This window comes from Pseudomonas sp. 14P_8.1_Bac3, from assembly GCF_025466085.1.
Classification (GTDB): domain Bacteria; phylum Pseudomonadota; class Gammaproteobacteria; order Pseudomonadales; family Pseudomonadaceae; genus Aquipseudomonas.
This window is the reverse complement of record NZ_JANLOD010000065.1, coordinates 25,953-48,938: the sequence shown is the minus strand read 5'-3', so window position 1 is coordinate 48,938 and position 22,986 is coordinate 25,953. Positions and strand designations below refer to the sequence as shown.

25 protein-coding genes and 1 riboswitch are annotated in these 22,986 nt (G+C 61.8%); of the genes, 5 read left to right on the top strand and 20 right to left on the bottom strand.

What is annotated here, in order from left to right; all coding sequences use genetic code 11:
• Positions 1-118 precede the first annotated feature (118 nt).
• Complete coding sequence (locus tag NTD84_RS20530; RefSeq protein ID WP_262169231.1) at positions 119-1,399, top strand: OmpP1/FadL family transporter; 1,281 nt, start codon at positions 119-121, stop codon at positions 1,397-1,399.
• An 89-nt stretch (positions 1,400-1,488) separates the two neighbouring features.
• Here NTD84_RS20530 and NTD84_RS20525 read toward each other — a convergent pair whose 3' ends face one another.
• From NTD84_RS20525 to cobO, 14 genes are all read right to left on the bottom strand, one after another.
• Positions 1,489-2,040 (bottom strand): glutathione peroxidase, encoded by a 552-nt coding sequence (locus NTD84_RS20525; protein ID WP_262169230.1) that lies wholly within the window; start codon positions 2,038-2,040, stop codon positions 1,489-1,491.
• A gap of 56 nt (positions 2,041-2,096) precedes the next feature.
• Complete coding sequence (locus NTD84_RS20520) at positions 2,097-2,219, bottom strand: hypothetical protein (RefSeq protein WP_008033574.1); 123 nt, start codon at positions 2,217-2,219, stop codon at positions 2,097-2,099.
• Positions 2,216-3,424, bottom strand: coding sequence for an MFS transporter (locus tag NTD84_RS20515; RefSeq protein WP_262169225.1), 1,209 nt, complete (start codon positions 3,422-3,424; stop codon positions 2,216-2,218). Before NTD84_RS20515 ends, NTD84_RS20520 begins: the two co-directional genes overlap by 4 nt.
• A gap of 52 nt (positions 3,425-3,476) precedes the next feature.
• Positions 3,477-3,881: a MarR family winged helix-turn-helix transcriptional regulator gene (locus NTD84_RS20510; RefSeq protein WP_262169222.1), complete on the bottom strand. Its 405-nt coding sequence runs from the start codon at positions 3,879-3,881 to the stop codon at positions 3,477-3,479.
• 85 nt (positions 3,882-3,966) lie between these two features.
• Entirely contained in the window at positions 3,967-4,698 is a 732-nt protein-coding gene (locus tag NTD84_RS20505) for an adenosylcobinamide-GDP ribazoletransferase (protein ID WP_262169218.1), read from the bottom strand.
• Between the two features lie 2 nt (positions 4,699-4,700).
• On the bottom strand, positions 4,701-5,273 hold the full coding sequence (gene cobC / locus NTD84_RS20500) for an alpha-ribazole phosphatase family protein (protein WP_262169214.1): 573 nt from the start codon (positions 5,271-5,273) through the stop codon (positions 4,701-4,703).
• Entirely contained in the window at positions 5,270-6,325 is a 1,056-nt protein-coding gene (gene cobT / locus NTD84_RS20495; protein WP_262169211.1) for a nicotinate-nucleotide--dimethylbenzimidazole phosphoribosyltransferase, read from the bottom strand. The genes cobC and cobT overlap by 4 nt, the downstream gene beginning before the upstream one ends.
• Positions 6,322-6,843, bottom strand: a complete 522-nt coding sequence (cobU, locus tag NTD84_RS20490) for a bifunctional adenosylcobinamide kinase/adenosylcobinamide-phosphate guanylyltransferase (RefSeq protein ID WP_262169207.1) — start codon at positions 6,841-6,843, stop codon at positions 6,322-6,324. Before cobU ends, cobT begins: the two co-directional genes overlap by 4 nt.
• A 117-nt stretch (positions 6,844-6,960) precedes the next feature.
• A complete protein-coding gene (locus tag NTD84_RS20485) occupies positions 6,961-8,412 on the bottom strand; it encodes a cobyric acid synthase (protein WP_262169204.1) in 1,452 nt (483 codons plus the stop codon).
• Positions 8,409-9,401 carry a threonine-phosphate decarboxylase CobD gene (gene cobD / locus NTD84_RS20480; RefSeq protein WP_262169201.1) on the bottom strand — a complete coding sequence of 331 codons (993 nt, stop codon included), beginning with the start codon at positions 9,399-9,401 and terminating at the stop codon, positions 8,409-8,411. The genes NTD84_RS20485 and cobD overlap by 4 nt, the downstream gene beginning before the upstream one ends.
• Positions 9,394-10,302: an adenosylcobinamide-phosphate synthase CbiB gene (gene cbiB, locus NTD84_RS20475; RefSeq protein WP_262169198.1), complete on the bottom strand. Its 909-nt coding sequence runs from the start codon at positions 10,300-10,302 to the stop codon at positions 9,394-9,396. The genes cobD and cbiB overlap by 8 nt, the downstream gene beginning before the upstream one ends.
• Positions 10,299-10,949 (bottom strand): 5,6-dimethylbenzimidazole synthase, encoded by a 651-nt coding sequence (gene bluB / locus NTD84_RS20470; RefSeq protein WP_262169195.1) that lies wholly within the window; start codon positions 10,947-10,949, stop codon positions 10,299-10,301. The genes cbiB and bluB overlap by 4 nt, the downstream gene beginning before the upstream one ends.
• Positions 10,946-12,346, bottom strand: a complete 1,401-nt coding sequence (locus tag NTD84_RS20465; protein WP_262169192.1) for a cobyrinate a,c-diamide synthase — start codon at positions 12,344-12,346, stop codon at positions 10,946-10,948. Before NTD84_RS20465 ends, bluB begins: the two co-directional genes overlap by 4 nt.
• Entirely contained in the window at positions 12,343-12,954 is a 612-nt protein-coding gene (cobO, locus tag NTD84_RS20460) for a cob(I)yrinic acid a,c-diamide adenosyltransferase (protein ID WP_075948452.1), read from the bottom strand. Before cobO ends, NTD84_RS20465 begins: the two co-directional genes overlap by 4 nt.
• A gap of 79 nt (positions 12,955-13,033) precedes the next feature.
• Positions 13,034-13,266: riboswitch (cobalamin riboswitch) on the bottom strand.
• A 154-nt stretch (positions 13,267-13,420) separates the two neighbouring features.
• Between cobO and NTD84_RS20455 the strand changes: the two genes are divergently transcribed.
• Positions 13,421-14,005 carry a hypothetical protein gene (locus tag NTD84_RS20455; RefSeq protein WP_262169187.1) on the top strand — a complete coding sequence of 195 codons (585 nt, stop codon included), beginning with the start codon at positions 13,421-13,423 and terminating at the stop codon, positions 14,003-14,005.
• A 68-nt stretch (positions 14,006-14,073) separates the two neighbouring features.
• Positions 14,074-15,387 (top strand): PQQ-dependent sugar dehydrogenase, encoded by a 1,314-nt coding sequence (locus NTD84_RS20450; RefSeq protein WP_262169185.1) that lies wholly within the window; start codon positions 14,074-14,076, stop codon positions 15,385-15,387.
• 121 nt (positions 15,388-15,508) lie between these two features.
• Here NTD84_RS20450 and NTD84_RS20445 read toward each other — a convergent pair whose 3' ends face one another.
• The 6 genes from NTD84_RS20445 to NTD84_RS20420 all read right to left on the bottom strand — a co-directional run bounded on the left by NTD84_RS20445 (position 15,509) and on the right by NTD84_RS20420 (position 20,888).
• The gene (locus NTD84_RS20445; RefSeq protein WP_262169183.1) at positions 15,509-16,162 is read right to left on the bottom strand and encodes an O-methyltransferase; all 654 of its coding nucleotides are present in this window, start codon (positions 16,160-16,162) and stop codon (positions 15,509-15,511) included.
• Positions 16,163-16,177: 15 nt separating this feature from the next.
• A complete protein-coding gene (locus tag NTD84_RS20440) occupies positions 16,178-16,717 on the bottom strand; it encodes a C40 family peptidase (protein WP_262169179.1) in 540 nt (179 codons plus the stop codon).
• 222 nt (positions 16,718-16,939) lie between these two features.
• Positions 16,940-17,572, bottom strand: coding sequence for a C40 family peptidase (locus NTD84_RS20435; RefSeq protein WP_262169176.1), 633 nt, complete (start codon positions 17,570-17,572; stop codon positions 16,940-16,942).
• A gap of 214 nt (positions 17,573-17,786) precedes the next feature.
• The gene (gene hda / locus NTD84_RS20430) at positions 17,787-18,491 is read right to left on the bottom strand and encodes a DnaA regulatory inactivator Hda (RefSeq protein WP_262169173.1); all 705 of its coding nucleotides are present in this window, start codon (positions 18,489-18,491) and stop codon (positions 17,787-17,789) included.
• Between the two features lie 230 nt (positions 18,492-18,721).
• Positions 18,722-19,795: an AI-2E family transporter gene (locus NTD84_RS20425; RefSeq protein ID WP_262169171.1), complete on the bottom strand. Its 1,074-nt coding sequence runs from the start codon at positions 19,793-19,795 to the stop codon at positions 18,722-18,724.
• 37 nt (positions 19,796-19,832) lie between these two features.
• Positions 19,833-20,888 (bottom strand): DUF2066 domain-containing protein, encoded by a 1,056-nt coding sequence (locus NTD84_RS20420; RefSeq protein ID WP_262169167.1) that lies wholly within the window; start codon positions 20,886-20,888, stop codon positions 19,833-19,835.
• Between the two features lie 382 nt (positions 20,889-21,270).
• Between NTD84_RS20420 and purM the strand changes: the two genes are divergently transcribed.
• A complete protein-coding gene (purM, locus tag NTD84_RS20415; RefSeq protein WP_262169164.1) occupies positions 21,271-22,329 on the top strand; it encodes a phosphoribosylformylglycinamidine cyclo-ligase in 1,059 nt (352 codons plus the stop codon).
• Positions 22,329-22,979, top strand: coding sequence for a phosphoribosylglycinamide formyltransferase (gene purN / locus NTD84_RS20410; RefSeq protein ID WP_262169161.1), 651 nt, complete (start codon positions 22,329-22,331; stop codon positions 22,977-22,979). Before purM ends, purN begins: the two co-directional genes overlap by 1 nt.
• The last annotated feature ends 7 nt before the right edge of the window (positions 22,980-22,986 follow it).

Genomic DNA, 22,986 nt, shown 5'->3' with positions numbered 1-22,986 from the left:
CGCCGCGAATCTGGTCGGATTGTCCTACAAAACCGCTCTAAATCAACCGATACAGCCTATAGCGCTGGGACGAAAATGTTGGTAATTTTCGCCCCGGTGATCATCAGGAGTTCTAATAATGAAAAAAGTAATGCTCAAAACCACCCTTAGCCTCGCCGTTACCTTGGCATCCACCCACCTCTTCGCAAGTGGCTTTGCCATCAACGAACAAAGTATCAGCGGGATGGGTACAGGTTTTGCCGGGCGATCTTCATCTGCCGATGACGCAAGCACCATTTTTGGCAACCCTGCCGGCATGTCGCGCCTCAAGCGCGAACAAGTCACCGGCGGTGCTGCATTCCTTGACGCACATACCGACATCAGCAACGCGCGCGGCTCCCGCGGCGGCAGCAATGACGGCGACATGGTTCCCTTCATTGCCGTTCCAATGGGCTACTACGTCAAACCAATCGACGACCATTGGGCATTTGGTGTCGGTGTGTACGCTCCGTTTGGCCTGGTGACCGATTACGAAAACAACTTCGCCGGCCGTTATTTCGGCAGCAAGAGCGAAGTCAAAATCGTCACCCTTCAGCCTACCGTCAGTTATGCCTTCAACGACAAGGTGTCGATCGGCTTCGGTCCGACCATCAACCGCATTGACGGCACGCTGGAATCGAATCTCAATATTTCCCCAAGCCCGCTCGCTCCGGACGGCAATGTAAAGATCAAAGGTGACGACACCGCACTGGGCTACAACGTCGGCATCCTGGTGCAGGCCACCGACAGCACTCGCGTCGGTCTGACCTACCACTCGAAAGTGAAGTACAAGCTCGAGGGTAATACCAAGATCGACTACATTGCACTTGCCAGCCCTGCCCTGGGCCGTCAGAACCCGAACCAGAAATATGATGCGTCGCTGGACATCACCACGCCTGAATCCGTTGACTTCTCGGTCACGCATGAGCTGGATGACCAATGGACTCTCTACGCAGGCAGCACCTGGACTCGCTGGAGCCGCCTGAAAGAAATCAGCGTTGAAAACAGTGGTGTCCCTGCTGGCCTGAATCCTCTGTTTGGCACCATTGGCGAAGAGCAGAACTGGCACGATACCTGGGCTCACGCCATCGGTGCTTCGTACAAGGTGAACAAGGAGTGGGTCCTGCGTACCGGTTTCTCGGTTGACCAGTCGCCGACCAACAACGAAAACCGTTCCCCACGCATCCCGACTGGCGATCGCAAGATTTTCAGCCTGGGCGCCGGCTGGAACCCGACCGACGACCTGACCATCGACGTCGCGTATTCATACCTGGTTGAAGAATCGGTCAAGGTCAACGATAACAACGGCCGCCAGTCCTACAGTGCCAAGTATGAAAACTCGGCGAACGGTCTGGGCATTGGTGCGACCTACCGCTTCTGATGACGTCCGGCGGGTCTGAACCGCTCGCCGCCTGAATCAAAAAAAGCCCCGCTCTCTTGCACAGAGGCGGGGCTTTTTAGTGGGCGTTGTCAGGGTTGTGAAGCCAGGGCCTTTTCCACGGCGGCGATGAATTCGGGATCGTCGGGCTTGGTCAGGCTGGAGAAATTGGCGATCACCTTGCCTTTGCGATCGACCACGTATTTGTAGAAATTCCACTTCGGCGCAGAGCTCTGCGCTGCGAGCACCTGGAACAGATGCGTCGCGTCATCACCGCGGACTTTCTGCGGCTCGGTCATGGTGAACGTCACGCCGTAATTCACGTAGCAAACCTTGGCGGTCTCTTCGCCGTCCTTGGACTCCTGCTTGAAATCATTGGAGGGCACACCGATCACCTCCAGCCCTTGCCCCTTGTAACGCTGATTCAGTGCCTCGAGGCTTTTGAACTGCGGGGCGAAACCGCAAAAGCTCGCAGTATTGACGACCACGAGCGGCTTGCCCTCGAAGCGCTGGCACAGGTCGATGTTTTCCTTGGCGCGCAGTTTGGGCAACGAGCCCTGCAACAACTCGGGGCACTCGGCGGCCTGGGCCAAACCGGTAAACGCCATGAGTAACGCGGGAACGGCAAGCCAGCGCATCAGCATGTCCAGGCATCCTTGAGAAGTCAGTCTGAAATCAACTTACTCGCCCTCATAGCGAGCTAGCAAGCGCCCATGCCCAATTGCATCAGCGCCAGGCCCCCCTGATGCCAACCCCACCACGCCAGGGCCAGCAACAAGAGGCCGCCTGCGGCCACGGCGATTCGCGGCCAAAGGCTGTTCATACCGCACTCATTGGCGTTTGCAGACGTGCAACCGGCCGCTCACGCACCGGCCAGTTCAAGGCTGCGGCCAACAGGCTCAAGAGAATCGCTACCTGCCAGATCAAGTCATAGCTCCCGGTTCGGTCATACACCACCCCGCCCAACCAGCCGCCAAGGAACGATCCAAGCTGATGGAACAGGAAGACGATCCCACCGAGCATGGACAGATTTCGTACACCGAACAAGGTCGCTACGGTGCCGTTGGTCAAGGGCACCGTCGACAACCACAAAAAGCCCATGGCCATGCCGAACAGATAGGCGGTCGTCGTGGTGACCGGCAGCCACAGAAACAACACAATCACCACGGCTCGCAGCAGGTACAAACCGGTCAGCAAACGCGGCTTGGACATCCGCCCGCCGAGCCAGCCGGCGGTGTACGTACCGAAGATATTGAACAGCCCGATCAGCGCCAGCACCGTGGTGCCAACCGTGGCTGGCAGGTGCTGATCCACCAGGTACGCCGGCAAATGCACGCCGATGAACACCACCTGGAAACCACAGACGAAAAAGCCGAACGCCAGCAACCAGAACCCGGAGTGGGAACAGGCCTCGCGCAGCGCCTCGGACAGCGTTTGCTCATGGCCGAGGGCCGGCAGCGGCTTGTCCTTGAGCATGCTCACCAGCGGCACGATCAGCGCCACCAACAACCCCAGCGCCAGCAAGGCAGCGGACCAGCCGAGCCAACCGATCAGCCCCAACGTCCCGGGCACCATGGCGAACTGGCCAAAAGAGCCGGCCGCGCTGGCGATCCCCATGCCCATGCTGCGTTTCTCCGGCGGCACCACGCGGCCAACTACGCCGAGGATCACCGAAAACGAGGTGCCCGACAGGCCGATCCCGATCAACAGGCCAGCGCTCAGGGACAGGGTCATTGCCGAATCGGACAGACCCATGAACAGCAGGCCCAGGGCGTAGAGCACGCCACCGATCAGCACCACTTTCGCCGCGCCGAAGCGGTCGGCCAGGGCGCCGGTGAAAGGCTGCGCCAGGCCCCAGATCAGGTTCTGCAAGGCGATGGCGAAGGCAAACGTCTCGCGCCCCCAACCGAATTCGGCGCTCATCGGCGCCAGGAACAGTCCGAAACCGTGCCGCACCCCCAGAGACAACGCAAGAATCAGCGCACTCCCCACCAGAACCCAACCGCACGTACGCCACATCGATGTCATTCTTATTCTCCGGTAGCGGGTATATACCCGCTTAAGATCGGAAGAGCTGGCGTCAGGCCAGTTCGTCCAGCAGCTTCAGCAAGATTTCGCGTTTTTCGGCGCCCAGGCGATCAACCAGTCGTTGTTGCGCGGCTTCCCAGGCCGGCAAGGCCGCTGTCAGGCGTTCAGCCCCGGCCTCGGTGAGCTTGACGATGCGGTTACGCATGTCCTCGCCCTCGACCAGCATGACCAGGCCTTCACCCTCCAGCACCCGCAAATTGCGCCCGAGGGTGCTGCGGTCCAGACCCATCGCGTCCGCCAGGGTGGAAATGCTCGGTTCGTTCAATCGTTGCAAATTGCACAGCAAAGAATACTGGGCAACGTTGATGCCGAAGCCGTCGAGAGCGCCGTCGTAATGCCTGCTGACGCCACGGGCGGCGCGACGCAGGTTGATGCATAAACATTGGGAGTCGAGCATGGTGCGTGTATATACCCGCGGTTGTGTTAAATCAAGTTACAAGTGTCTGGTAGTGCGCCGTCGCGAGCAAGTCCACCGCATCACATCAGATCAGCGCCAATCCCACCAACAGCCCCATCTCCATCAGCTCCAGCAGCGCCCCTGCCGTGTCCCCGGTGGTCCCACCCAATCGCCGCACCATCACCTGCCGCAGCCAGACAAATATCAGCGCCGCAATCGCCACAGCGAAAACACCACTCAGCCCTGCCAGCAACACACACGCCAGCGCACTGACCGCCAACACCTGCCGGCCGGCCGGCCGTGGCAAATGATCGGCCAGCGCCTGCCCCAGACCACCGGCCCGAACATAAGGCGTAGTCAGGAATAACCCCAACAATGCGCTGCGTCCCAGCACCGGCACGATGATCAGAAAAATGCTCTGCTGCTGCTCGATCAGCGCCAGCACCGCCGCAAACTTGAGCAGCAACACCAGCACCAGCGTCACCACCGCCATCGGACCACTGCGCGGGTCCTTCATGATCGTCAGCGTGCGCTCGCGATCGCCGAAGCCACCCAGCCACGCGTCGGCGCTGTCAGCCAGGCCATCCAGGTGCAGCGCGCCGCTGAGCAACACCCAAACCGTCAGCAACACAGCGGCGTGCAACAACAACGGCGTACCCAACAGCACCCCGTTCAACGCCCATAAAATTGCGCCGAACAACAACCCCACCAGGGGATAGAACAGCAGCGAACGTCCCAGTTCCTGGGGCGCCGGCATGCCCGGCAGACGAATCGGCAGGCTGCTCAAAAATTGCAGCGCGATCCAGAACGGCAACATGCTCAGTTCGCTTCCCGGATGACGTCGGCGTCGACGTTCAGTGAAAACAGCGAAGCATGACCGACTTCAACATTGAGCAGTTGCTCCCGTGGCAAGCCTCGCGCCTGCGCCAGCAACAAGCGCATAACGCCGCCATGACTGATCAGCAACAGCCGCTCTCCCGCATAAGCCGCGTGCAAACGGGCGATGGCCGCCAATACCCGCGTCGAAAAATCCTCGACCCGCTCTCCTTGCGGCGGCGTAAACGCATACGGATCGGCCCAGAACAGCCCCAACGCGTCGGCATCGGTGTCCATCAACGCCGCCGCACTCTGCCCTTCCCAAGCGCCGAAATGCAGCTCCCGCAGGTCTTTATCCAGCTGCACCGGCACGCCCAGTTGCGCACCGAGTGCTTCAGCGAACCGCGCACAACGTTGCAACGGCGAACTGACCAGGCGATCCCAAGGCCCCTGCCCGACCACTGCCGCGCGCATCTGCGCCCAGCCGGTATCGGTCAACGCATCATCGAGGCTGCCGCGCAGGCCGCCACCGAGTTCGGTTTCACCGTGGCGCAGCAAGTCCAGACGCAAGGTCATGCCGGACGATCCGCCACGGCCGCTTCGGCGAACGTCGCCATTTGCCCATGAAGGTCGCAGGCCAGGCGCAGCAACGGCACGGCCAGCGCCGCACCGCTACCCTCACCGAGGCGCAAGCCCAGATCCAGCAGCGGTTCGGCGTTCAGGGTTTCCAGCACGTGAAGATGACCCGGCTCAGCACCACGATGCCCGAACAACAGCCACTGGCGAACCGGCGGATTCAAACGCACCGCGACCAACGCGGCGACGCTGCAGATGAACCCGTCCACCAGCACCGCGATACCTTGCTGGGCACACGCGAGATACGCGCCGACCAGGGCCACGATTTCAAAACCACCGAGGTTGAACAGGGTTTGCAGCGCGTCGCCGCGCTGGCCGTCGTGCAGCGCCAACGCGCGCTCGATGACCTGCGCTTTATGACTGACACCGGCCGTGTCCAGGCCAGTGCCTGGGCCGGTCAGGTGCATCACCGGACAATCCAGCAGCGCACTGGCCAGTGCACTGGCCGCAGTGGTGTTGCCGATGCCCATCTCGCCGCCGATGAACAACTGCGCACCCGCCGCGAGGGCGCGCTGCACGCTGTCACGACCGGCCTGCAGCGCGAGTTCGCCCTGGGTCTGGGTCATGGCCGGGCCCTCAACAAAATTCGCGGTGCCGGCGCCGATGTTCAAATGACGTACACCCGGCAGGCTCAACGACGGCGTCACCGTGCCGAGGTCGACCACTTCAAGGGACGCGACGAGCTGGCGCGCCAACACGCTGATCGCCGCGCCACCACTGACGAAGTTATGCAGCATCTGCCCGGTGACTTCCTGCGGAAACGCCGACACCCCCTCGGCTACCACGCCATGGTCGCCGGCAAAAATTGCAATCCACAGCTGATCCAGGCTCGGCTTCACCTGCCCTTGCATCCCGGCCAATTGCACCGCCACGGATTCGAGCCGACCGAGGGAGCCGGCAGGTTTGGTCAGCTGTTGCTGACGCGCTGCAGCCTGTTCGACAGCTTGGGCGTCGATTGGCTTGCACGGGTTCAGCCACCAGGAGTGAGTCATAACGCAGTTCCTTTCAAAGTCAGGGGCAGGCCAGCCACGGTCAGCACGACTCGCTGGCAACGCTCGGCCAAGGCTTGATGCAGCCAACCGGCTTCATCGACGTAGCGGCGAGTCAATTCGCCCAGCGGCACGACACCCATTCCGGTCTCGTTGCTGACAAAAACGATTTCGCCCGGCAGTTCAGCCAGGCAGTCGAGCAGTGCTTCGCGTTCTCGCGTGAGGCGCTCGACGTCGTCGAGCATCAATAGATTGGTCAACCACAGCGTCAGGCAATCCACCAGCAGGCAGCGATCGGCACGGGCGGTTTCACGCAAGACGCGGGCGAGTTCCAGCGGCTCTTCGATCAGCGCCCACTCGGCCGGACGACGGGCGCGGTGATGGGCGACCCGTTCGTTCATTTCTCCGTCCTGGGGTTGGCTGGTGGCGATATAGGTCACCGCCAGGCCGCTGTCGGAGGCGAGTTTTTCGGCCAGGCGACTTTTGCCGGAGCGGGCACCGCCGAGGATGAGTTGGAGCATGGTCATTCCTTAAAATCGTTGGTGAGGCAGCTGGTGTCTTCACGAGCAAGCCCGCTCCAGTCCAGCGCGTTCCAATTGGGGAGTGGGCTTGCCCGCGAAGAGGCCGGCGCCATCACCTCAAATCCCACAGAGCGCCCGCAACAGCGAGGTATCCAGATGCTTCTCCACTAAATCCGCCAACCGCTCGATATCGCGCTCGCGCAGCCCGTGATAATCCACGTCCTGCACATTCTGTAGACCCGCCCACCGAAGCAGCGCGCCGCACGCCGCCGGCGACTCAAACAGGCCATGCAGATAGGTGCCGAAAATCTGTCCATCGGCGCTCTGCGCGCCATCACAGCGCCCGTCGTCGAGTTGCACCGCGGCATTTTCCAAGGCTAACCCGGTGGTCACGCCGGCATGAATTTCATAGCCGCTGACCTCGGCATTCTCCAGCGCCAGACGCCCGCGCACATTGCGCAGCTGCTTCTCTGCTTCGAGCTGCGTTTCGAACGCCAGCAGACCGAGGCCGGCGCTGGAGCCGGGCGCGCCTTCGAGGCCCAGCGGATCGTGTACGTACTCGCCGAGCATTTGCAGGCCGCCGCAGATCCCCAGCACTTTTCCGCCATAGCGCAGATGACGATCGATCGCGCCCTCCCAGCCATTGGCCCGCAGATACGCGAGGTCGCTGCGCACGCTTTTCGAGCCGGGCAGAATGATCAGGTCGGCGGGGGGAATCGCCTGGCCAGGGCCGATGAATTGCAGGTCGACCTGCGGGTGCAGGCGCAGGGGATCGAAATCGGTGTGGTTGCTGATGCGCGGCAACACCGGCACCACGACGTTCAGCACCTGATCGGCTTTGTCGGTCTGACGCTGATCGATGCCGTCCTCGGCCTCCAGATGCAGGTCCAGCACGTACGGCAAGACGCCGATCACCGGTTTGCCGGTGCGTGCCTCCAGCCAGTCGAGGCCCGGTTGCAGCAAGGCAATGTCGCCACGAAAACGGTTGATGATGAAGCCTTTGACCCGCGCCTGCTCGCTCGGCGACAGCAGTTCCAGGGTGCCCACCAGGTGCGCGAACACCCCGCCGCGATTGATGTCGGCGATCAGCACCACCGGGCAATCCACCGCTTCGGCGAACCCCATGTTGGCGATGTCGCCGGCGCGCAGATTGATCTCGGCCGGTGACCCCGCGCCTTCGACCATGACCACCGGATAGGCCGCGCTCAGTCGCTGATGGGAGGCCAGCACCGCTTGCATGGCGATGGCTTTGTAGTCGTGATAGGCGACCGCGTTCATCGTGGTGACCGCGCGGCCATGGATGATCACCTGGGCGCCGGTGTCGCTGTTGGGCTTGAGCAGCACCGGGTTCATGTCGGTGTGCGGCTCGAGATGGGCCGCCTGGGCCTGCACCGCTTGCGCGCGACCAATCTCGCCACCGTCGGCGGTCACAGCACTGTTAAGCGCCATGTTCTGCGGTTTGAACGGCACGACCCCTACGCCCTGCCGCGTGACCCAGCGGCACAACGCCGTTACCAGCGTGCTTTTGCCAGCGTCGGAGGTCGTGCCTTGCACCATCAGCGTTGTCATCGGGTTTCCTTGGCGAACGCTTGGAGCGCTTGATCGAGTCGAATCCAGTCGGCTTCTTCGCCTGGCAGACCGAAACGCAGGCTGCTGTTGTGGGTAAACAAGCGCAGCAGAATGCCGCGCAAGGCCATGAACTCATGCAGTGCTTCGGCGCGTTCTGTGGTCAGCCACTGAAACAGCGCGCAACCGCCCTGAGGTTTGAAACCCTGTTTTTCCAGCAGCAGCGCCAACCGTTCGCTGGCCGCTTCGGCGCGCAGACGTTGTCTGGCATGGCCTTCGGTATCCTGCAAACAGACTTGCCCCACCACACGCGTCGGCCCGCTGACAGCCCAGGGCCCGATTTGCTCGGCGAGCAATTTGAGCAACTTGCGCTCGGCGAGGACGAAGCCCAGGCGCACACCGGCCAGCCCAAAAAATTTACCGAAGGAACGCAGCACGATCAGGCCGACCAGATGGCAAAACGGCGCCAGGCTCAGCTGCGGCGTGTTGTCCATGAAAGCTTCGTCCACCACCAGCCAGCCGCCGCGCTGGGCCAGCCTGGCATGCCAGTCGAGCAGACGGTTCGGCGTCAGGCTCAAGCCCGTTGGATTGTTCGGGTTGACCACCACCAGCACGTCGAGGCTGTCGAGGAAGAAGTCGACTTCCTGCTCCAGCACTTCGCGCACGATGTAGCCATTACGACGCCAGGCTTCAGCGTGTTCGGCGTAACACGGCGACAGCACGCCGACCTTGCCGGCCCGACGCAAACGCGGCAATAACTGGATGGCCATTTGCGAACCCGCCACCGGCAGCGCTTGTGCCGCGCCGTAGTATTCGCAGGCCGCCTGCTCCAGGCCGTCATCGGTTTCCGGCAATCGCGCCCAGGCGCGCAGCGCAATGTCCGGGACCGGAAACGGCCAGGGCGCGAGGCCGCTGGACAGGTCGAGCCATTCGGCTTCGGCGATGCCGTATTCGAGCGCCGCCTTGCGCAACCGTCCACCGTGTTCAAGCATAGAATTCAGCTCCAACGCAAAGAATCAGCAGCCATAACCATACCCCGCGCTGGACCAATTGCCAGCCTCGATCGATGGAGTCCGCATCCGCCGGAACGCCCTCGCCCAGCGGCGGGCGTTGATGCAGTTCGCCGTGATAGATCGCCGCTCCGCCCAACTCGACACCCAGCGCACCGGCACCCGCGGCCATCACCGGGCCGGCGTTCGGGCTGTCCCACGTAGGTCCCTGGGTACGCCAGCACTTCAGCGCCAGTCGGGTTTTCCCCAGCAGCGCGTAAGTCAGGGCCACCAGCCGAGCAGGCAGGTAGTTGAGCACGTCGTCGATCTTCGCCGCGGCCCAGCCGAAACGTTCGAAGCGCTCGTTGCGATAGCCCCACATGGCGTCCAGCGTATTGCTCAAACGGTACAGGACAACGCCGGGCGCACCGGCCACGGCAAACCAGAACAACGCGGCGAACACTGCGTCGCTACCGTTCTCCAGAACCGACTCGGTCGCGGCGCGGGCCACTTCGGTTTGATCCAGCTCACTGGTCTGGCGACTGACCAGATACCCGACACGGGTTCGCGCTGCCTCCAGATCATCGCTGCGCAGCGCCTTGGCGACCGGCTCGACGTGTTCACCGAGGCTGCGCAGGCCGAGGGCGCAATAAAGCGCGAGAATCTCGACGATCCAGCCGACATAAGGCGCCCAGGAAAACGCCGTGGCGAGCAGGGTCAGCGGCACGACCGCGATCACCCAGGCCGTAACCCCATGGCTGCGCCAGCCGCGCCCGCCACCATTGAAACGTTGCTCGATGCGATCGGCAAAACGGCCGAACGCCACCAGCGGATGCCAGCGTTTGGGTTCACCCAGCAGCGCATCCAGCGCGACCGCGGCGACACTCAACAACGCCACACTCATTGACTCACTCCCCAATAGTTTTCATACAGCAATTCGTTGAGCGGACGCGCCTGCGCCCAACCTTCGAGTACCAGCATCGGCGCCGGGTAGAATTCCTTGACCGGCCCGAGGCACAGAATCGCCAACGGCTTGGACCCGGCAGGCAAACCTAGCAGGTCGGCCAGCGCTTGCGGTTTGAACAGCGAGACCCAGCCCATGCCGAGCCCTTCTGCGCGGGATGCCAGCCACAGGTTCTGGATCGCGCAGGACAACGAGGCCATGTCCATTTCCGGCAACGTCCGACGCCCGAAAATATGGCGCTCGCGATCGTCCATCAACGCGGCAACCAGCACCTCGGCGCAGTCGTTGATGCCTTCGACTTTCAGCTTCATGAATTCGTCGGTGCGCTCGCCCAAGGCTTCGGCTGTGCGGATGCGTTCTTCTTCCACCAACGACTGGATCTGGCCGCGCAGGGCGCGATCGCTGATGCGGATGAACCGCCAGGGTTGCATCAGGCCGACGCTGGGGGCCTGGTGCGCGGCTTCGAGCAGGCGGCGCAGGAGTGCAGGTTCGACGGTGCCGCCGCTGAAGTGGCGCATGTCGCGGCGTTCGGCGATGGCGCGGTAGACCGCTGCGCGTTCGGCTTCGGAGAAAGCGTTGTCGGTCATGGCCGCTTCGCGAGCAAGCCCGCTCCCACAGAGATGTGCATTTCTTCAAGTGATACACGGTCGACTGTAGGAGCCGGCTTGCTCGCGAAGGCGGCCTCAAAGTCAGGCGCGAAAAGCGCGGCCACCGCCGACGGATTCGACGGAAAATAAAAATGCACGTAAGACGCCGTCAGCCGCCCCTCACGGTAAACCGCCTCCGCCCCGCGCCCACCGTTGGGGCTGAGGCCACGGGCAATCGGCTCCAGCTCGGTACTGGTCAACGAATGGTGATAGGTGTGCCCGCGCAGCGAACCTTCCGGCAATTCGACCGCCTGCAACGCCAGTGCTGCCAGGCGTTTCTGCATCACCGCATCACCGGCGAGCAAGCCCACCAGTCCAGCGCGAGTGCCTTCGACATCGGTCAGCGAATCGAGCAGGTACAACATACCGCCACACTCGGCCAGCAACGGTTTGCCCGCCGCGTGGTGAGCGCGGATGGCGTTGAGCATCGAAACGTTCTGCGACAGCGCCACATGGTGCAATTCCGGGTAACCGCCCGGCAGGTAGAGGCTGTCAGCCTCCGGTAACTGCGTGTCACGGATGGGCGAGAAGAACGACAATTCGGCGCCCATGGCCCGCAGCAAATCCAGGCTTGCACCATAGGTGAACGCAAACGCTTCATCGCGGGCCACGGCGATTCGGACGCCGGCCAGCAACGGTTCGGCAGCGATCACGTCCGGCGCGGCAAATTCCACGGCTGGCGGCAGCGCGACTTCACAACTGCTGGCCAACGCATCGGCCGCCGCATCGAGGCGCAGGTCCAAATCGTTCAACTCGCTGGCCTGCACCAGACCGAGGTGACGGCTCGGCAACTCGATCCCGGTTTCCCGGGACAAGGCGCCGTACCAGCGCAAGCCTTCGGTCAGGCTGCCTTCCAGCAATTGCGCATGACGCAAGGTGCCGACACGGTTGGCCAGCACGCCGGCAAACGGCAAGTCCGGCTGGTATTTCGCCAGCCCCAACGCCAGCGCGCCAAAGGTCTGCGCCATCGCCGTACCGTCAATCACGCCGAGCACCGGTACACCGAAATGCCGCGCCAGGTCGGCGCTGGACGGCGTGCCGTCGAACAGGCCCATGACGCCCTCAATGAGGATCAGGTCCGCTCTACCGGCGGCTTCCCACAACAGGCGACGACTTTCCTGCTCGCCGACCATCCACATGTCCAGTTGATACACCGGCGCACCGCTGGCGCGCTCGAGAATCATCGGGTCGAGAAAGTCCGGGCCACATTTGAACACGCGCACCTTGCGTCCCTGATTGCGATGCAAACGGGCCAGCGCGGCGGTGACGGTGGTCTTGCCCTGACCGGAAGCCGGCGCGGCGATCAGTACCGCCGGGCAATGACGGGGTTGGCTCACAGCTCGACGCCTTTTTGCGCTTTGATCCCGGCCTGGAAGGCGTGTTTGATCATGCCCATTTCAGTGACGGTGTCGGCCAGCTCGATCATCTCCGGTTTGGCGCCACGACCGGTGACCACCACATGCTGCATCGGCGGACGCGCCTGCAAGTCGCTGAGCACCTGATCGAGGTCGAGGTAGCCATGCTTGAGGGCAATGTTCAGTTCATCCAGCACCACCAGACCGATCGACGGATCGCGCAGCAGTTCACGGGATACGGCCCACGCGGCTTCAGCGGCGGCGATGTCGCGCTGGCGGTCCTGGGTTTCCCAGGTGAAGCCCTCGCCCATCACGTGGAAACGCACCTGTTCCGGGAAGCGCCGGAAAAACAGTTCTTCGCCTGTGCTGTTGCGACCCTTGATGAACTGCACCACGCCGCACTGCATGCCGTGGCCCATGGAACGGGCAAGCATGCCGAACGCCGAGCTGCTCTTGCCTTTGCCGTTGCCGGTCAGCACCAGCAGCAGGCCGCATTCATTCGGCGAGTTGGCAATGCGTTCATCGATCACGGCTTTCTTGCGCAACATGCGCGCCAGGTGGCGTTCGTCACGATCGGGGGTATCAGTCATGGGGAGCTCTCCGTTGGGGCTGGATAACGGCGGGCAGGCACAAGAATAGACGGCAAGAAGCCTGGCATCGCCCACCGTGATGCCGCGGGATGGATCAGGCCGGTCTCCGGGCTCATGAGCGGCGATACGCCTGACTGCGCGCCTTCCCATGTCGACTCGACACAGTGGCACAAGCACAGCTTTCACTCATTTACCGTTGCGGGGGCAGCGCCGGGATCGTGGTGGTTCGTCGGCTGAACGATCGCACTCACCGGCTTCCCTGTTTCACTCAGTCGACCAAGGCCACAGAGCACCTGAAACAAGCCGCGAAGGTTAGAGGGTTGGGGGTGGAGCGTCAATTAAAGCCGGGACGCCGCTGGGCGAATAACATCCGTTGATCAACAAAAATATGACAATCTTGTGTCACACTCTCGGCAGTGATATCAAATAGCCACATTCTCACATCACAACAAGAAGGGTGGGCCACATGCAAGGCATGATCATCAGCAATCCGAAGCTGGAATTCCTGCGCCCGGTGCTGGAACGCTGGTTTGACTGTATCGACCGCTACAACGCCGTTCGTGGCGATAACGACACCCCCTACTGGTACGACGAAAAAGCCAACTTGGGCATGCTCTCAGCCGCTGCATGGATGGCGGAGATGGTCACGCTACAGGACACACCGACTCGCAAACAGCATGAGGATGGCGAGCGCAACGCCCGCGCCGATCTGTTCATCGCCACCCGCGAAGAACGCGCCTACCTTCAAGCGACCCAGCGCTGGCCACGGGTCAACAGCCTGAACCTGACACAGACGCTGGCCGACATCACCAGCGATGCCAAACGGATCAGCTATGCCAGTGACCTGAAACTGGGCTGCCTGTTCGTTGCCCCACACAAGGCCCAGCAAGGCGCGACGCCGGAAGAACTCCAGGACATGGTCGACGATCTGCAAAAAGAGCATTCCTGCGCCGTGGCCTGGTATTTCCCCTACGCCTACCGCAAGCTGCGCAACGAAGCCGGCCAGTATCATCCCGGCATCGCGGTGCTGTTCAAGGAAGCCCGCGGCTGACCGGTTGAACCATCGCGGGTTTGCGCTTCTCTATTGATCAGGTCACTGCATTTATAGGGAAGATCAGCATGCGCAAGCCTCAGCTCGTACTCGTCATCGCCCTCGCTGGAGGGCTCGCCGCCTGCGGTGAGACCTCCAGCCTGCAAGTCTCCGACGGCACCGGCCCGTCGCCCAAGCTTCCCGAACCGAACAAAACCCTGATCCCGACGGTGAATATCGCCCCGGCGATCGGCTGGCCGGACGGTATTAAACCGACCGCCGCGGAGGGCACTCAGGTGGCGGCGTTTGCCGAGGGGCTTGATCATCCGCGCTGGCTGTATGTGCTGCCTAATGGCGACGTGCTGGTCGCCGAAACCAACGCGCCACCGAAGCCGGATGATGGCAAAGGCGTCAAAGGCTGGGTGATGAAGAAAGTCATGGGCCGCGCCGGCGCCGGCGTACCGAGCCCGAACCGGATCACGTTGTTGCGGGACAAGGATCACGATGGCATCGCCGAAACCCGCACGGTGTTCCTGGAAAACCTTAACTCGCCGTTCGGCATGACTTTGGTCGGCAATGATTTGTATGTCGCCGACACGGACCGCTTGCTGCGTTTCCACTATGAAGACGGCGACACGGCGATCAAGTCGCAGCCGACAAAAGTCGTGGATCTGCCGGGTGGCACGCTGAATCACCACTGGACCAAAAACGTTATCGCCAGCAAGGACGGGAGCAAGCTGTATGTCACGGTGGGTTCCAACAGCAACGTCGGCGAAAACGGTCTGGACAAGGAAGAAGGTCGCGCAGCGATCTGGGAAGTGGACCGCGCCACCGGCAATCACCGCATTTTCGCTTCAGGCCTGCGCAACCCCAACGGCATGGCCTGGGAACCGCAGAGCGGCGCTTTGTGGACAGCGGTCAACGAGCGGGATGAAATCGGCAGCGACCTGGTACCGGACTACATCACCTCGGTGAAGGACGGGGCGTTCTATGGCTGGCCGTTCAGTTATTACGGTCAGCACGTCGATGTTCGCGTGGATCCGCAAAACCCGGACCTGGTCGCCAAGGCCATCGCTCCGGACTACGCCGTTGGCCCGCATACCGCGTCGCTGGGCCTGACGTTCGCTGAAGGTAACACGCTGCCGGCGCAATTCAAGGAAGGCGCGTTCATTGGCCAGCACGGCTCGTGGAACCGCAAGCCGCACAGTGGTTATAAGGTGATTTTCGTACCGTTCAGCGCCGGCAAGCCAACCGGGCAGCCGGTTGATGTGCTCACGGGTTTCCTCAACAAGGACGAAGACGCCATGGGCCGGCCGGTGGGTGTGGTGATTGATCGGCAGGGTGATCTGCTGGTGGCCGATGACGTGGGGAACAAGGTGTGGCGAGTGTCTGCCGTGAAGTAACTCTTCGACTGCGAACGCTTTCCCTGGTGGGAGCGGGCCTTTGGCGATGAGGCCGTCACCTGCAACATCGATGTTGACTGACGCACCGCCATCGCCGGCAGCCTGCTCCCACAAGGTCGCGTTAACGTTTACGACACAGGGTGAGTCCATCCCCCAACGGCAACAACGACAGATCCACCCGCGAGTCATCCTTCAAGGCGCGATTGAGCGCCTGGATGGCTCGGGTGTCTGCGCTCTCCGGGCTCTGCTCAAGCACCCGTCCGCTCCACAGCGTGTTGTCGAACACCGCCAGACCGCCGACCCGCAACAGCCGCAGCGCATGCTCCAGGTAAGCGGGATAGTTAGCCTTGTCGGCGTCAATGAACATCAAGTCGAACTGCCCCGGCCGATCCAGCTGGCCGAGCGTTTCCAGCGCAGGTGCCAAGCGCAAATCGATACGATCAGCGAGCCCCGCTTCCTGCCAGTAACGCCGCGCGGTGGCGTTGTAGTCGCCAGGCACGTCGCAGCAGATCAGTGAACCGTCATCCGGCAACGCCGCCGCCATGCACAAGGCGCTGTAACCGGTGAAAGTGCCGACTTCCAGCACACGCCGGGCGCCAATGAGCTTCACCAGCAGGGCGAGGAACTGGCCCTGCTCCGGCGCCACCTGCCAGCGCGCCATGGGCAGCGCCTGGGTTTCATCGCGCAGGCGCCTGAGCAGCGGCGTTTCCCTCAGGGAAACGTCAAGCAGGTATTGATACAGGGAGTCATCGAGATTGAGTGTGCGAGCGGTCATGACAACCTCTGCGAATCAGGGATTGCGCGCCAGATGCTCGGGCTGCAGAACGCGCTTGGCACTCAGGTAGGCTTTCTGCCAATAGGCTTTGGACAAGCTGTCGAGCTTCACTGTGCCGCCCGTGGCCGGCGCATGGACGAAGCGGCCTTCGCCGACATAGATCCCGGCGTGACTGACCTGGGAGCCGCCATTGGTGGCGAAGAAAATCAGGTCGCCGGTTTGCAGGCCTTCTTTACCCACGTTGGCCGCCTGCATGCTGATCATCTCGCGGGTGGTACGCGGCAGGGAAATGCCAGCCACGTCGCGATAGACATACCCGATCAGGCCGCTGCAATCGAAACCTGAATCCGGCGTGTTGCCGCCCCAGCGATAAGGCGTGCCAACCAGACCCAACGCGCGGAACAGCACGTCTTCGGCTTCAGGCGAAAAGGGTTGGGAGGAACCGAAGACGATCGGCGCGCGAACCACCGGCGCAGGCGGCGGTGGGGTGCGGCTGGCGCAGGCGCTGAGCAGCGCGGCGAAGAACATGAGTGCGAGGCGGGCCGACATCGTCATAAGCAGAACATCCTGATCTGGCTGCGGCTTTTTTTCTGCCGACAGGGCAGAAAAGAAAACCGCCTGCGCAGGGCGCAGGCGGTTTGCCATCGATAATAGTCAGGATTCTAGCGCCTATACGGCAAACTTCAAGTAAGACTTTAAGTTCGCCCTACAAACTATCCGCCTACTCCGTTGCAGAGCGGCAGATTGCCGCCACTGGAGTGGCGACAATGCAAAGATTTACTTGCGAGCCGTGACCACGGTCGGGGCCATCGCAAGTGCGCGCTTGGCTTCGATAAAGGTCTTACTCCAGTAGCTGTCGCCCAGGCTATCGACCCGGACACCACCGCTTTTGCGGCTGCTGGAGTGAATGAACTGGTTATCACCCAGGTAGATCCCGGCGTGACTGACACGCCCGCGACGCCCGTTGGTGGCGAAGAACAGCAGATCACCCGGCTTGAGTGCGCTGCGAGCGACAAGCGGTGCGTCCACGTTGATCATTTCGCGAGTGGAACGCGGCAGGTTCATGCCAGCCTCTTCACGGAACAGGTAACCGATGAAGCCGCTGCAATCGAAGCCAGCCTCTGAGGTACCACCGAAACGGTAACGGGTACCGATCAGCGACATGCCACGTTCAAGGATGCTGTCGGCCAGAACCGGAAGCTGGTAGGACTTGCCTTCGGCGAAGTCAGCCAGTTCTTTATTGGTAGCGATCTCTTCCTGGAAAAGGACGGAAGACGATTGCGATTGCGCCGTAACTGAATTTTGAACCTGTAGTTGTGGAGCCTGCTCGGACACTGGGGAGTGGGCAGCGCAACCGAACAACAGGGTAACGAGTGCGAGAGGCACGAGGGGTGCGAAGCGATTTAGCATGGGCACGACCGTGGCTGATAGTTGTAAAGAAGCCGAGACTATGCCCGCTATCAACCTCATTTGCAAATTCAATCGAACTTTATGTGACTTCCCGGCTTCTCGTTAACATCTAAGCGCTTAAGCCCCATATAGACGTTTGCGCAGCCTGCACACCGTAGGAAAGCGGATTTTCTGGCGCCTGAAATATGCCGCAGGCCGCGAAAAACCTGGGATTTTACCAGCCCAGCGTCTCTTTCAGGAACGGGATGGTCAGCTTGCGCTGAGCTTGAAGAGAGGCCTGATCGAGGCGTTCAAGCAGCTCGAACAACGCACTCATGCTGCGGGTGCCGCGAGTCAGAATGAAATGCCCGACCTCGTCGGTCAGGTGCAGACCGCGACGGGATGCGCGCAACTGCAACGCACGTAATTTATCCTCATCGGACAGCGGTCGCATCTGGAAAATCAGCGCCAGGGTCAGTCGCGATTTCAGGTCCGCCAGTTTAACCGGCAGTTCGCGCGGCGAAGTCGATGCGGCAATCAGCAGGCGCCGACCGCTGTCACGCAGTCGGTTGAACAGATGGAACAGCGCTTCTTCCCAATCCGCCCGCCCGGCGACTGCCTGTAAATCATCCAGGCAGACCAGTTCGTATTGTTCGAGGTTATCGAGAATTTCGACGCCGCGATCCAGCAGCTCGGCCAACGGCAGGTACACCGCCGGCTCTCCCAACTGCTCGAAGCGCAGACAGGCCGCCTGCAGCAGATGCGTACGCCCTACCCCGTCCTTGCCCCAGAGATAAATCAGGCTCTCGGTCCAGCCGGCGTCGGCTTCGCAAAGCCGCTCGACGTAGCCGAGTGCAGCGGCATTGGCGCCTGGGTAGTAATTGATAAAGGTAGCGTCATCACGCAGACGCACACCTAGGGGCAGCTGAATCGGTTTCATGCTGACTGAACAGTTCCAAAGGAACCGTTAGTGGCCTCTGTGTAAAGTTTGCGAAGTTTATACCCGTGACGCTGACCGCACAATGCGACAGACCATAAGCAAAATCAAAGGTTTGCGTTATCGCACTGGTTTCATGAGCGTTTCTTTGGCGGTGCCTGTGACAGCCGCGCAACGCTTAGGGGCCAGCCTGGCAGTGAACCAGGCCGCCCACGGCGGGTCATCGGCGAACCCTAAAGATCAGGATCCTCGACACCACTGTAAATATCGGAGTCTTTATACAAATCATGCACATGGCGCACCAGCACCATGATCACCGCTGCCACCGGCAACGCCAGCAGCACGCCGGTAAAACCGAACAGCTCACCCCCCGCCAGAATCGCGAAGATCACCGCCACCGGGTGCAGACCGATCCGGTCCCCCACCAGCAACGGCGTTAGCACCATGCCCTCCAGCGCCTGGCCGACCATGAACACCGCGACGATGCCAATCATTGGGTACAAGTCGCCGCCAAACTGGAACAGCCCGGCAATCAACGCCGCGCCAATCCCGATGACGAACCCCATGTACGGCACAATCGCCGCCAGACCGGCGATCAGACCGATCAACAGCCCGAGTTCCAGCCCGACCAGCATCAGCCCGGCCGCGTAGATCACGCCCAGCGCCACCATCACCAGCAACTGCCCGCGCACGAACGCACCGAGCACTTCGTGACATTCACCCGCCAGGGTGACCACACGTTCTTCACGATCACGGGGCAGAAGGCTGCGGATCTTGGCCATCATCACGTCCCAGTCCCGCAGCAAGTAGAAGCTCACCACCGGGATCAGTACCAGGTTGGCCAGCCAACCGATCAGGGCCAGGCCGGAAGCGGTCGCCTGGCTCAGCACCACGCCGACGATGTCAGTGGTCTGCCCCATGTGTTCGCTGATGGCGGCCTTGAGTTTGTCGAACTTCCAGAACCCATCCGACAGCCCGAACTTCGATTGCGCCCACGGCAGCGCGGTGTGCTGCAACCAATCGAGCATCTGTGGCGCCAGCTCATACAAGCGAAACAGCTGCTTGGCGAGCATCGGCACCAACACCAGCAGCAACGTGGTGAAGATCAACGTGAACAGCGCAAACACCGCCACCACGCCCCAGGTCCGGGACAGGCCAGCCTTTTCCAGCCGATCCACCAGTGGATCGAACAGATAGGCCAACAGCAGTGCCACCAGGAACGGCGTCAAAATCGGATGCAGCAGCCAGATAAACGCGCAGAGCAGCACCACTCCACCCAACCAGAACCAACGCCGTGTATCGGCCATGTACCACTCCATTTGCTGCTATATAAAGAAAGAAACCTTACCAACGGAACCGCAACTGCGGCACCGGAGAGGGCGTTGGTGCCGCGACAGGTGCGGAACCTTCGGCCGGCTGAACAGGCGCCGTCGGCGTCGGAGCCTCGCCCGCCGGAACTTCCTGCAACTTCGCCAGCGACAGCTGCGAGCGCAACTGATCGGCGCTCCCATTGACCCGATAGAGAATCCGGTCAGCATCGACGCTTTGCAGGCGTGCGCCAAACGGCTCCAGCAAGCGCCCGAGTGTCGCGTAACGCTCCAGGTTCATGCCCTGCACTTCCAGCAATTGCTCGCCTGAAGCCCCTGGCTTGACGACAAACCTTGGCGCCAGGCGCTGACTGACCGCCAGCATCACCGCGTCAGCCACGGCCGCCTGATCCGCGCCCTGGACGCTGCCCGCTTCCTTCTGATCGCCCAGCCACAAATGCCATTTTGCCTGCCACTGACCACCCTCTTCATGAGCATGCACCGCGAGCAGGGCGTCAGCGTTGTAGCGTTCCGATGCACCGTGCAACGGCGCCGCATCGGTTCCTTCAAGGTTCGGCGCCGTAGCGACCAATTGCTCGCTCAGGTCCGCCAATGGCAAGCGCAGCGGCAGGCCACGATGTTGCGCCGCGCGGCGCAGTGGCGCGGCGCTGGCCTGACCGTCACCGACCAGACTTGAACCTTCCGTTGCATCGTTCAACCACCACGCCAGGATCGATGGCCGATTCGCCCCCCACAGCGATAGACCGGCGCGGCGCAATGCTTGCTCGGTGCTGGCCGGGTCGAAATCGACCTTGAGCACTTCCGGCGGGCCGGCGTCGAAACCGTACTGGCTGATGATCTGTTGCGGGTCCTTGCGAATAGCCGCCAACCCCGGGCTTTGCGCAGCCTTGGGATCGCCGGTCAGGCGCAGCACCAGCGTGTCGAGCGCACGCTGGGTGGCTTGATCGCGCTCCTCAGGCGCCTGGCTGGTGACCGGCTCGCGCACCTGATAAAGGCTTTTGACGGTTTCGGCGTGACTCGCCAGGCTGATCAGGGACAAGCAGCCCACAAACAATGATCTGAAAAAACGCATGGAAGATTCCTGACGACAAGAGCAGCTGGAACTGACCGCATGAAGACAATCGAGCAAGGCTGTGACCATCGCCCGACGCAAAACATTCACACGTCGCGGTTAAGTTTTTCTCACTGCCATAACGATAGACGGTTAATCGCGATACCTTATACAGCCATGCGGGAGGCAACCAACACGGGCAATGGCGGTTTTTTTGTATCGATATGCCCCTGCGGTCGGCCTGAGGATGGCCGCTGCCCCTCAAGCCTGATAAAATCGCGCGCCTTCGCAGACCGGCGACAGCCGGGCACCCTGAATTCGCGCATGGCACATGCCCTTCGTTTTTTCGGCGGTCCCACTGGACTCGGTCGTTACCCCTGAATCCCCCCTAAAGGCCTGGATCATGAGCAAGCAACCCTCCCTGAGCTACAAGGACGCCGGTGTAGACATCGACGCCGGTGAAGCATTGGTCGAACGCATCAAGAGCGTCGCCAAGCGCACTGCGCGCCCGGAAGTCATGGGCGGCCTGGGCGGTTTCGGCGCCCTCTGCGAAATCCCGGCCGGCTACAAGCAACCCGTGCTGGTTTCCGGCACCGACGGCGTCGGCACCAAGCTGCGCCTGGCGCTGAACCTGAACAAGCACGACAGCATCGGCATCGACCTGGTGGCCATGTGCGTGAACGACCTGGTGGTTTGCGGCGCCGAGCCGCTGTTCTTCCTCGACTACTATGCCACCGGCAAACTGAACGTCGAGACCGCGACTCAGGTCGTCACCGGCATCGGCGCAGGCTGCGAACTGTCCGGCTGCTCCCTGGTCGGCGGCGAAACCGCTGAAATGCCTGGCATGTACGAAGGCGAAGACTACGACCTGGCCGGCTTCTGCGTTGGCGTCGTGGAAAAATCCGAAATCATCGACGGCTCGAAAGTCGCGTCCGGCGATGCCCTGCTCGCCCTGCCGTCTTCCGGCCCGCACTCCAACGGTTACTCGCTGATCCGCAAGATCATCGAAGTGTCCGGCGCCGACATCGAAAACATCCAGCTCGACGGCAAGCCGCTGACCGACCTGCTGATGGCCCCGACCCGCATCTATGTGAAGCCGCTGTTGAAGCTGATCAAGGACACCGGCGCCGTCAAGGCCATGGCCCACATCACCGGTGGCGGTCTGCTGGACAACATCCCGCGCGTGCTGCCAAAAGGTGCACAAGCGGTGGTCGACGTCGCCAGCTGGACCCGTCCTGCCGTGTTCGACTGGCTGCAAGAGCAAGGCAACGTCGACGAAAACGAAATGCACCGCGTGCTGAACTGCGGCGTCGGCATGGTGATCTGCGTGGCGCAAGAGCACGTTGAAACCGCCCTGAATGTCCTGCGTGAAGCCGGCGAACAGCCTTGGGTCATCGGTCAGATCGCCACCGCTGCCGAAGGCGCGGCACAGGTTGAACTGAAGAACCTCAAGGCTCATTAATGTCCGACACCTGTGATGTGGTGGTGCTGTTGTCCGGCACCGGCAGTAACTTGCAGGCCCTGATCGACAGCACGCGGACCGGCGACAGCCCGGTCCGCATCGCTGCGGTGATTTCCAACCGCGCCGACGCCTACGGGCTGCAACGTGCCAGGGACGCGGGTATCGACACCCGCTCCCTGGATCACAAGGCCTACGACGGCCGCGAGGCCTTCGATGCCGCGTTGATCGAACTGATCGACGCCTTCAATCCCAAACTCGTGGTCCTGGCCGGTTTCATGCGCATCCTCAGCGCTGACTTCGTCCGTCACTATGCGGGCCGCCTGCTCAATATCCATCCCTCGCTGCTGCCCAAATACAAAGGGTTACACACCCATCAGCGCGCGCTGGAGGCCGGTGACACCGAGCACGGTTGCTCCGTGCACTTTGTCACCGAGGAACTCGATGGCGGACCACTGGTCGTACAGGCAGTAATACCGGTAGAGTTGCACGATTCGCCGCAAAGTCTGGCGCAGCGAGTTCACACCCAGGAACACCTGATCTACCCGATGGCCGTCCGCTGGTTTGCCGAAGGTCGTTTATCTCTCGATGAACAAGGTGCTTTACTGGATGGGCAGTTACTCGCGGCCAGCGGCCACTTGATTCGAACCTAGGAGATTT

Coding starts and splice junctions, on each gene's coding strand:
- NTD84_RS20525 (WP_262169230.1), bottom strand. CDS start 2,040: ATGCTGATGCGCTGGCTTGCCGTTCCCGCGTTACTCATGGCGTTTACC.
- cobT (WP_262169211.1), bottom strand. CDS start 6,325: ATGACTCACTCCTGGTGGCTGAACCCGTGCAAGCCAATCGACGCCCAA.
- NTD84_RS20445 (WP_262169183.1), bottom strand. CDS start 16,162: ATGACCGCTCGCACACTCAATCTCGATGACTCCCTGTATCAATACCTG.
- cobC (WP_262169214.1), bottom strand. CDS start 5,273: ATGACCTTGCGTCTGGACTTGCTGCGCCACGGTGAAACCGAACTCGGT.
- NTD84_RS20510 (WP_262169222.1), bottom strand. CDS start 3,881: ATGCTCGACTCCCAATGTTTATGCATCAACCTGCGTCGCGCCGCCCGT.
- cobD (WP_262169201.1), bottom strand. CDS start 9,401: ATGCTTGAACACGGTGGACGGTTGCGCAAGGCGGCGCTCGAATACGGC.
- purM (WP_262169164.1), top strand. CDS start 21,271: ATGAGCAAGCAACCCTCCCTGAGCTACAAGGACGCCGGTGTAGACATC.
- cbiB (WP_262169198.1), bottom strand. CDS start 10,302: ATGAGTGTGGCGTTGTTGAGTGTCGCCGCGGTCGCGCTGGATGCGCTG.
- hda (WP_262169173.1), bottom strand. CDS start 18,491: ATGAAACCGATTCAGCTGCCCCTAGGTGTGCGTCTGCGTGATGACGCT.
- NTD84_RS20420 (WP_262169167.1), bottom strand. CDS start 20,888: ATGCGTTTTTTCAGATCATTGTTTGTGGGCTGCTTGTCCCTGATCAGC.
- cobO (WP_075948452.1), bottom strand. CDS start 12,954: ATGACTGATACCCCCGATCGTGACGAACGCCACCTGGCGCGCATGTTG.
- NTD84_RS20450 (WP_262169185.1), top strand. CDS start 14,074: ATGCGCAAGCCTCAGCTCGTACTCGTCATCGCCCTCGCTGGAGGGCTC.
- bluB (WP_262169195.1), bottom strand. CDS start 10,949: ATGACCGACAACGCTTTCTCCGAAGCCGAACGCGCAGCGGTCTACCGC.
- NTD84_RS20425 (WP_262169171.1), bottom strand. CDS start 19,795: ATGGCCGATACACGGCGTTGGTTCTGGTTGGGTGGAGTGGTGCTGCTC.
- NTD84_RS20530 (WP_262169231.1), top strand. CDS start 119: ATGAAAAAAGTAATGCTCAAAACCACCCTTAGCCTCGCCGTTACCTTG.
- NTD84_RS20440 (WP_262169179.1), bottom strand. CDS start 16,717: ATGACGATGTCGGCCCGCCTCGCACTCATGTTCTTCGCCGCGCTGCTC.
- cobU (WP_262169207.1), bottom strand. CDS start 6,843: ATGCTCCAACTCATCCTCGGCGGTGCCCGCTCCGGCAAAAGTCGCCTG.
- NTD84_RS20515 (WP_262169225.1), bottom strand. CDS start 3,424: ATGACATCGATGTGGCGTACGTGCGGTTGGGTTCTGGTGGGGAGTGCG.
- purN (WP_262169161.1), top strand. CDS start 22,329: ATGTCCGACACCTGTGATGTGGTGGTGCTGTTGTCCGGCACCGGCAGT.
- NTD84_RS20520 (WP_008033574.1), bottom strand. CDS start 2,219: ATGAACAGCCTTTGGCCGCGAATCGCCGTGGCCGCAGGCGGCCTCTTG.
- NTD84_RS20455 (WP_262169187.1), top strand. CDS start 13,421: ATGCAAGGCATGATCATCAGCAATCCGAAGCTGGAATTCCTGCGCCCG.
- NTD84_RS20435 (WP_262169176.1), bottom strand. CDS start 17,572: ATGCTAAATCGCTTCGCACCCCTCGTGCCTCTCGCACTCGTTACCCTG.
- NTD84_RS20505 (WP_262169218.1), bottom strand. CDS start 4,698: ATGTTGCCGTTCTGGATCGCGCTGCAATTTTTGAGCAGCCTGCCGATT.
- NTD84_RS20485 (WP_262169204.1), bottom strand. CDS start 8,412: ATGACAACGCTGATGGTGCAAGGCACGACCTCCGACGCTGGCAAAAGC.